The organism is Paenibacillus sp. J22R232, from assembly GCF_056269165.1.
This window is the reverse complement of sequence record NZ_JBWDNK010000039.1, coordinates 1-4,294: the sequence shown is the minus strand read 5'-3', so window position 1 is coordinate 4,294 and position 4,294 is coordinate 1. Positions and strand designations below refer to the sequence as shown.

Below are 4,294 nucleotides of genomic sequence, written 5' to 3'. Positions count from 1 at the left end.
TACGTCGAGATCGGAATCGCCGTCCACTTCGCATACAACGTCGTATTCGCACTTACCGTATCCGTTAAGAAGTTCCACGCCAATGCATAGCCCTCATCCTTATACCAGCCCAAGAACGTGTAGCCCGCTCTCGTCGGATCGGTCGGCTTCGTAACGGTCGCTCCCGCAGCGATGCCAGTCAAACTTGCTACCGCGCTACCTCCTTGCGAGTTAAACGTCACTGTGTACGTCGACACCGGAATCGCCGTCCACTTCGCATACAGAGTCCTATTCACGCTCCACGCATTCAAGATTTCCGTATCCGTCGCGAAATTCCATTCCGACGAGAAGTTTTCATCCACATACCAACCCGAAAATGCATAGCCCGCTCTCGTCGGATCGGATGGCTTCGGGACAGTTGCTCCGGAGAGAAGGCCAGACGTGCTCTCAACCAAACTTCCTCCTTGCGAATCGAACACCACCGAATACGTCGGCGTCCACTTCGCGTACAGCGTCGTATTCTCATTTACCGTATCCGTATCGAAATCCCATAAGGTATTATAAGTCCCTTCCTTATACCACCCCGCGAAGAGATAGCCATCACGGGTTACCTCCGGTCTTGCAATCGTCGATCCCGGACTAACTTCATCCAAGTCAGCGACTGGATCGTCACCGCCATTATTCTCGACGAAGGTCACCTTGTAGCCCGCCGGCGCGGCTGCCCGCGTTACCGTCAGGGTGTAGTTTGCCGTAGCCAATCCATTCTCCGACGTCACCACGACCGCAATCGTATTGCTCCCGACCTCCAAGGGAATCGCCTCAGATAACCCGCCATTCGCTACGCTTTTTCCGTTTACGGTAATCGTTGCATAATCCATTTTGGCCACCGGATATACTCTAGTGCTCCTCGCACCGTAGGCGAAGTTAATGGAGTATTTCTTGTTATCGTCCGGATCGACAACGGGTATGCCGTTGTTCAGCCCCAGTTCGATAAGCGAAGTATCCGCGCTCGGGAGGCGATTAATAAGCAACATATAGGTCCGGGTTGTCGTCCCGTCGCTCCCCGTCACGACGACCGTTATTGTGTTATCTCCCATCAGTAAGCCAACGGGTACTTTGACACCTCTTGTCGCTTTGATTCCGTTTACCGTGACGGTCGCCCCGCTATCCTCGGGTTGAGGATCGATTAGAACCTTGTTCTGGCCGATGAAAGATATCAAATCATAGAACGGCCGGCTCTTATTGAACCCGAAGCCGACGGGTAAATCCCCCGGTATTTCGCTTTCCAGAAATAGGCCTAGAAAATTTAATATGGTGTTGCTACCCGGCCCACCCGCTCGAGTTACCGTTAAAGTGGTGATTTTTTTTAACTCTTCAAGAGGGTATGCCGGCGTCACCAGAATCTCTATCGTGTTAACTCCAACATTCAGGGCAATTGTTCCCGACGGACTGCCGCTAACTACTTCTACGCCGTTTACCTCAATCTTGGAATCAGCGTCTGCCGCCGTCGGCGTAACCGTTATCTCGCTCACGTTGTTCGCAACGTCCGCATAGAATTTCCAAGTGTCCGTGAGGTCCTCCACAGCCTTGCCGCTAGACAAAGTTAATGTGGTTAGACTCGTGACTCCGCTTCCTGCAGAAGAATAAGATGGAAATAACCCCATTACTATTAATAAAACCGTAAACAATGAAATACCACGCCTAATCATTAGTCTCTACTCTCCTCTTATCGTTGTACTGATAGAGTCCATTGATCACTCTTGAGCTGTACAAGCCATAATATCTACTATAAAAGATATCAGGACTAAATTGACCTACCTTAGAGGGTAGGTCAATGAGCTAAATCGGGTAGTTAGGTTCATGTTTACAGACTCGGCTGCCCATTGGTTATAAACAGAAAAGGAGACCCCCCAAGTCTAGAGGTCTCCGCGTTCAAGTCAATTGAAAACGCCAAGCCGAATTAGATCCAGAGCTTAGCGTCCTACATTAGATAAGTTTGGTTTGCTGTAAAAGCCTCAATACGATCATAGCTACTTCCGCACGGGTGATATACGCTTTCGGAGATAGCTTATTTCCTCCGCGGCCCCATACCAGACCAGCCTCCACTACCATCGCCGCACCGCTTCTCGCCCATTCCGATAGGCTATCTGAATCTACAAAACGGTTGAGCTGAGCAGAGGGATTAACCGTCTGCTGGCTTTGATCCGTATGAATCAGCATCATGGCTTTGGCAAGCATGATAAACGCCTGTTCGCGCGTTATGTTATCTTGCGGTCGGAACGTGTCGTCGCCGAATCCTGAAATTAAGCCGTAAGCATAGGCCGTTTGCACAACACCGCTATACCACTCCTCCTCCTTCACGTCCACAAAACGCATCGGCCCTTTCACCCTGCTCAGCCCAAGGCTCCGCACGAGAATTCCCGCAAACTCGGCTCGAGTTATGTCGCGATTGGGATGGAAGAATCCATTTACCGGAGCACTCAGAATTAGACGCGACCCCAAGTCGTTTACGGCTGATTTGGACCAATGCTTCTCCACATCGGTGAAGTGTTGCGAATGATGAATAACGGCATAGGTGCCATTCGACAGGTCGCTGATTTTCACATAGCGTTTGCCGTCGACCATAACGATTCTGCTCGGAACATGACGAATCGTTCCATTCGATTCAAGAGCGACTGCTGTCGTGATCCGATTCACATCCACCTCCGATGCAATCGCAAGCAGTCTATCTGGGTACTTCGAATACCGGACTACGTCCTCTGTCTTATCGCCATACTCCACCTTGATGGCAAACGTGAAAGCTGGCGAGATGATCTCCGTATCTAACCGCTCGGCTGCATCCTGCAGTCGCTTGGATGTTTCACTCGTAGCGTGGCCGACGGAGAGCCATACCTTTACGTCTTGCAGCAGGATTTGGCTACCCAAACGATCCGCGACGATCGCGTCGCTATAGATTGATTGGGCAGGCAGCGTGAAAACCGTCTTCTCAGTCTGAATGACCAAGGTCGTCGCTTTTTCCTTCAGGTTGTGAAGCAGTTGGCCGTTTAGCTTGATGTTTACCGTGTCGGAGCCATTAGCCGCGACAATGGACAGGACTGCTCCCGGCTTTTCTTGCCCTAACCTAGACGTTAGCTTAGCGGAATCCAGTTCGGCCGTAATGACCGTTCGCCCCGCTAGGGTTGTTGCGATGACAGGACCAAGCTGTTCTACCTGCTGCCCATTCACCAAAAACTTCACCCATTCCATCGTTGGGGACGAAGTCGGCAGTGGTGACGATGTGACGCTCGCCGTCGGCCTTACGGAATGAGACTCGGCAGATAACGCACCAGGTCCAACGCTGTTGATCGCCCGAACCGCAAACGTGTAATCCGTCCCGTTGGTCAGCCCCGTGACTTCCATTTGCGTTGTCGTTCCGACTACCGTAATTCCGCCCGGGCTTGCCATCACCTCATACCGAAGAATGGCGCTCCCCCCATGGTTAGCCGGAGCATCAAAACGAACGGTGGCTGTCGTGTCGCCTGCGCTCGCTCGTACGTTCGTCGGAGCTAATGGCACCGTTGCAGGTATCGCACTGACTTCTGCCGAGAAGGGACTTGAGCCTCCCAAATTGCTAGCCTTGACCACAAAATAATAGGTAACTCCATTGGTTAACCCTGTCACTTCGTAGTTTGTATCCCTCACCGTAGCGACGGAATCACTGAAATCGCCCGAAGCCGTCGCTACATAGATCTCATATGCATCGGCATGCTCCACCGTCTGCCAATGCAAGACAACGCTTCGATCTCCGGCTATAGCTTGTAGCGAAGTAGGGCTTGCAGGCACGCCAGGCAGGGTAATGTTCTGCGTAACGGTAAAGGTCCGATCGCTCATAAGGGCAGCGGATACGGTAACCGTTGTCGTATAACTCCCGGCTGCGAGACCATCCTTGACTTTGACTGTAAAGCTGGTGGACGGCGCACCGCTGTTTAAGATGGAGGCCGGCTGTGAGATTTCAAAAGCTTCGGCGTCTGCTCCCCCCTTCACTACGGATAAGCCTGTTAAATGTCCCGTACCAGTATTCGTAACGGAGATCATCAGCGTTTGCTGAGTACCAGGTCCATACCCTTGCGTCAAGGCAGATGCAGTCTGATGATCTATCGCTTCTATTTCGTAGGTAAGAACCTCGTTTGTGGTGACGGATACGACATTGCTCGTTAAGCTGGCGGTCTTCGTTCCGTTCACGCTCGCATTCGTGTTCGTCACTACGACGTAATAATACCTCGTGCCAGCTGTTGCTGTCGGTGCGTTGTAGCTAGCGCTTGTCGCTCCAGACACC

2 protein-coding genes are annotated in these 4,294 nt (G+C 51.8%); both read right to left on the bottom strand.

What is annotated here, in order from left to right; all coding sequences use genetic code 11:
• The coding region (locus AC0YN3_RS33035; protein WP_475779060.1) for an InlB B-repeat-containing protein at positions 1 to 1,688 on the bottom strand (1,688 nt) is incomplete at its 3' end.
• Between the two features lie 277 nt (positions 1,689 to 1,965).
• A partial coding sequence (locus AC0YN3_RS33030; protein WP_475779059.1) for an S-layer homology domain-containing protein occupies positions 1,966 to 4,294 on the bottom strand: 2,329 nt, incomplete at its 5' end.